This window comes from Variovorax sp. P4_D9 (assembly GCF_056401695.1).
Genome location: NZ_JBFUIU010000722.1, coordinates 1 through 4430 on the forward strand (window position 1 = coordinate 1; position 4430 = coordinate 4430).

Genomic DNA, 4430 nt, shown 5'->3' on the forward strand with positions numbered 1-4430 from the left:
CCTATCAGGAGCGGCCGCGCAACGTCTGAGCGTACTCAAGCGGGGCTGGCGACGGCGCTGGCGCTTGGATTGCGGCAGCAGTCGACGATCAATCGGGCAAAGCGCGCTGAATCGTCCTCCTGCATGAAGTGCCCGCCGCTCAGCGTGCAGTGCGGCTGTCCCTGTGCGCCGGGGACGCGGCGCATGAACTCTCCCTCGAGGCCGCGGGTGATCGGGTCTCCATCGCTGTAGCACGTGACGAATGGCTTGCGCCACTGTTCGAGCACCTGCCAGGCGCGCTCGTTGTCTGCGCTGCCCCGCGGATTGAATCCGCTCGTCGGAACCAGGGACGGAAAGACGCGTGCGCCGGCTTTGTGACGTTCGTCAGGAAATGGCGCGTCGTAGGCGCTGCGCTCGGCCGCTGTCAGCCGACGCCGCGTCCCGCCCTGGACGATCCGACCGATGGGGAACCACGGGCTCCGTCGCGAGAAGGCGCGCCAAATGCGAAACGCGGGGCTGATCTTCAGCGCGTCGGTCGGCAGGCCGCCGTTGCCGAGCAACACGCGGGCAAAGCGCTCCGGAGATTCCGCCACCAGTCGCAACCCGATCAGCGAGCCCCAATCCTGGCAGACCAGAGTGATGTCTCGCAGGTCGAGCGCCTCCAGCCAGTCACGTATCCACGCTACTTGGCCTTCGTACGTGTAGTCGCTCTTGTGGGCGGGCTTGTCCGACTTGCCGAAACCGATCAGGTCCGGCGCCAGCACCCGCAGACCGGCCGCCGCCACGGGCGGGATCATGTGGCGGTACAGGAACGACCACGTCGGTTCGCCATGCAGCATCAGCACCGGCTTGGCCTCGCGCGGGCCCTCGTCGAGATAGTGCAGCCGCAGCCCGGACGCGAGCTCGTGGTAGTTCGGGGTGAACGGATAGTCGGGCAGGCCGACGAAGCGTTCTTCGGGTGTTCTCAGGAACTTCATCATCTTGGAGCGTCGCTTTCGGTCCCGACTGTTGCCGATCACGCGGCCTGCAGCATCGCCTGCTCGAAGGAGCGCAATGGCTTGATGAACGGCGCGAGCAGCATGCCGGATCGCTCGCTGGTGAGCACCTCAGATGGAKCCAACTTGGTCAGCGTGCGTGCTGCCGGATTCGGTTCCCAGACGTCTTCACCTAGCAGGCGGCCTTGGTTGTCGTACGGCCAGATCATCTGCATTCCGGGAACCCTGATCAGGTAATAGGCATTTTCGTCATCTACCCCGATGCCGTTGGCCGCCAGCGTCTTGCCGTGCGTCTGTTGGTACATCGTAGACACCGACGCGATGAAATTGTCGGCGACAGCCACCTGTTCGTCTTCGACGTAGAAGATCGACTGATGGGTCTGTGCCCAAACCGCGTAGAAGCCCTTGACCGCTTCAGTTCCGTTGAGTGTGGCGCTGTTGCCGGCCACCTCGACGTGGTAGACGGGGTTCTGGACGGTCATGTCGGGCGTGAAGATCTCTTCATAGCGCCCGGCGATTTCAAGAAAGCGGTGGCGGTAGTACGCCTCGAGCATGAAGCGGTGGCGCGGATTGGTCGTCACCTTCATCAGTTCATCGATGGCGCGGTTGGTCTTGCGGACGTCCAGATTCGGATTGCCGAGGATGTATTCGTTGGACATATGTGGTTCCTGTGGCGGGTGTGGCGGGCGAGACCCGAGATGAATCTCGTGCATTGATCATCGAGGAACGCGCCCGCGCCCACGATGGCAGTTCTAGACATCGACGTGTCAATTTCCGACAGGTGGGGACGCAGCCAAATGGCCGGAAAGGTGGCCGACGGGGCCAACCGGAAACCGCCTATACGAGAATCTTCAGCAAACTATCGAGCACTTGTTGCGCTGAGAACATCGTCAACGTGAGGGGCAGGATCGGAAGCAGCGTGGTTGCCGCAAGATGCAGGACCGTCTTCCAGGTGAATGGCGCCCACCGCATCTCTTCCACGATCGAAAAGCTGTTTGCCATGTCCGCCATCGATTGGATGTCCGAGCTGCCGAGCAAAGGTTCGTCGGCGTTCGTTCTCTTGCGCAGCCATTTGCGCTCGAATTCGCGCACGTACCGGCTGGCCAGCGCCGCATACTCAAGTTGTCCCTTGCGTCCAGCCGCCTCGAGCTGCGGGCTGAATACCAAAAGAGGACCCAAGATCACGAACACCATGAATGCGACGACCGCGACAAGTTCGACCTCGAACTGAACGAGCCTGGCGCCGGCGAAGAAGATCCTGTCGGCCATCATGCCGGCGAGCACAGTGCCCTGCGCGAACAGCAGCGGTGCGAACGCGACGCGCACCAGCGCGAGGAATCCGAGGCCGCCGCAGCGATCCGGGTGGGCTGGCAGCAGATTCAGCTTGATGCGCGACACCTGCCAGAGGAAGCGCGCCCAAATGAATAGCCTGAAATACCAGCGCAAGAACAGGAACTGGAACATCGGCATGCTCACGCAGGCCAGCCACCAGCCGGCGAGCGTCAGCTTCCTGTCGCCATGGGCGACGGTGCCGTACCAGGTCGAAACATCGAGCGTCAGCTCTTTTCGCCATACAACCAGGATGCCGATGCCGTACACGAACGCGATCAGGAGCAATTCCGCGACGACCGAGTTCCGCACACGCATGGCCGAGGTGACGGCCATGTCGAACTGCGTCCGACAGGCGTCCGGGATCAGTCCATCGTCGAGAAACGGCCTCACGACCGTGCGCATGCGCTGATGAACGACGAACTCGGAGACGATCAGCAGAGGTAGCGCAATGAGCAGGCGAACTTGCAGTTCGAGATCATGGAGGAACGGAAGATCGATGCCCCGCCCCAGTGCGTGACCTTCGGCGAAGGACAGCAGCAGCAGCGGGACCCAAGCGATAAGCACCATAACGACTGCACGCCGGTGCGAAAGGCTTCCTGTATCGTCTGAAAGTCGGGCACGCCGCCAGAACTGGAACAACGGGCCCCCGAGCACGAGCGAAAACTCTTCTGGGTCGAGATCGCCTCGTTCTTCGGCGCTTGCAATCACAGTGGTCATTGCATGCCTCTTCCGGCGCCACCACTAGCGGATGACGGCTCGGCGGTAGCTGCGTCGTGCCACGCCGGCATAGGAAACCGGCGTCATCGGCATACCGATGACATCGATGAAGACCGACACCTCCGCGCCCTTCGCCGGCATGTCGCCCTGAAGGATCTGAACCGTGTAGGACAGGTCGTCACCTTTCAATTCAGGGGCCTTGATAACTGCAACGATCTGCCGCAGTGCATTGCCCTCGACGATGGAGATGTCCGCATTGGGCGGATCGGAAAGAAAGCTGTCCTTGCCCTGGCTCCAGAATGGTACGAATGCGGACGTATTCATGTTTCCCGCAATGCGTTCAGGGCGGTCGGAAAAGAACACCGTGATCGGACTCACCCCGTGCAGGGTCAACCTGTTGCTTGCCTTGTCAAAGCTCATGCTTTTCGCCGATTGGACGAACAAGAAATCAGCCTGCTTGGCAGGCTGCACAGCATCCTGAGCCACTGCTGTCGAGAGCGCGGTCGCGGACGCGAGCAGGGTCGCGGAAGAAACAAAGATTCGTCGGGTCGTCATAACCATCTCCAGTAAGTTGAAACGTCTACAGGTGCCGGTCGGCCTGTGTGATCATGCAATCGGTCCGGCCTGGTACGCATTGCGGTCGATGGGCTTCGTCCCGACCGCAACGCGGTCAATCTGCTACGGCCGACTGGCCGCCGAGATCACGATCTCGACGCGGCGGTTCTTTGCCCTGCCCTGTGGCGTGTCGTTGCTCGCCACCGGCCGCGCTTCTCCAAAGCCCTGGCCCGAGATCGTCGCCGACGGCACGCCCTTCGAGGTGAGGTAGCGCGCCACGTCGTCCGCTCGCGCCGACGAGAGCTCGAGATTGGAGGGAAACCGCGACTTCAGCGTGCCACCGATCGGCAGGTTGTCGGTGAACCCCTGGACGATGATCTGTTGGCCCGGCAGGTTCGACAGGTTCGGCGCGATCTTGGCGAGGGTCTCCTCACCCTTCGCGTTGAGCGTCCAGCCACCCTCGGGGAATAGGACCTCGTTGACCAGCGTCACCTTGAGCTGGTTCTGCAACTGGGTGATCTGCGCCTGGTCGCTGCTCAGCTCGCTCGAGAGTTTGGTGTTGAGCGCCTGGTAGGTGTCGGCGGTGCTCACTTCCTTGTTGTAGGTCTGCTTGGTCACGCAACCCGCGGCCAGCAGGGCGGCGCACAGAATCAGCCCGAACTTGGTGATGGACTTCATGATCTTCTCCTTCGACGTTGAACAAATGGGATCGGGTAAGCGAAGACGGAGTGAGTTCAGTCCATCGCAACGCGTCGCGTGTCCTGCCGTGTCCAGCACAACAGCAGCGTGACGACGGCGTGAACCGCAGCAGCTGGCCACAACAACGGGCCCGCAAGGTGCAGGACTGCACCC

Annotated in this window: 5 protein-coding genes; all 5 read right to left on the reverse strand. The window is 61.9% G+C overall.

Annotated elements, in window-relative coordinates:
• Window positions 1–35: 35 nt before the first annotated feature.
• The 5 genes from AC1DY5_RS43550 to AC1DY5_RS43570 all read right to left on the reverse strand — a co-directional run bounded on the left by AC1DY5_RS43550 (window position 36) and on the right by AC1DY5_RS43570 (window position 4256).
• Window positions 36–959, reverse strand: coding sequence for a haloalkane dehalogenase (locus tag AC1DY5_RS43550; RefSeq protein WP_478120626.1), 924 nt, complete (start codon window positions 957–959; stop codon window positions 36–38).
• Between the two features lie 35 nt (window positions 960–994).
• Entirely contained in the window at window positions 995–1633 is a 639-nt protein-coding gene (locus AC1DY5_RS43555; RefSeq protein WP_478120627.1) for a hypothetical protein, read from the reverse strand.
• Between the two features lie 178 nt (window positions 1634–1811).
• Window positions 1812–3023 carry a hypothetical protein gene (locus AC1DY5_RS43560; protein WP_478120628.1) on the reverse strand — a complete coding sequence of 404 codons (1212 nt, stop codon included), beginning with the start codon at window positions 3021–3023 and terminating at the stop codon, window positions 1812–1814.
• A 24-nt stretch (window positions 3024–3047) separates the two neighbouring features.
• Window positions 3048–3578: a hypothetical protein gene (locus AC1DY5_RS43565; RefSeq protein WP_478120629.1), complete on the reverse strand. Its 531-nt coding sequence runs from the start codon at window positions 3576–3578 to the stop codon at window positions 3048–3050.
• Window positions 3579–3701: 123 nt separating this feature from the next.
• Window positions 3702–4256, reverse strand: coding sequence for an OmpA/MotB family protein (locus AC1DY5_RS43570; protein ID WP_478120630.1), 555 nt, complete (start codon window positions 4254–4256; stop codon window positions 3702–3704).
• Window positions 4257–4430: the final 174 nt, after the last annotated feature.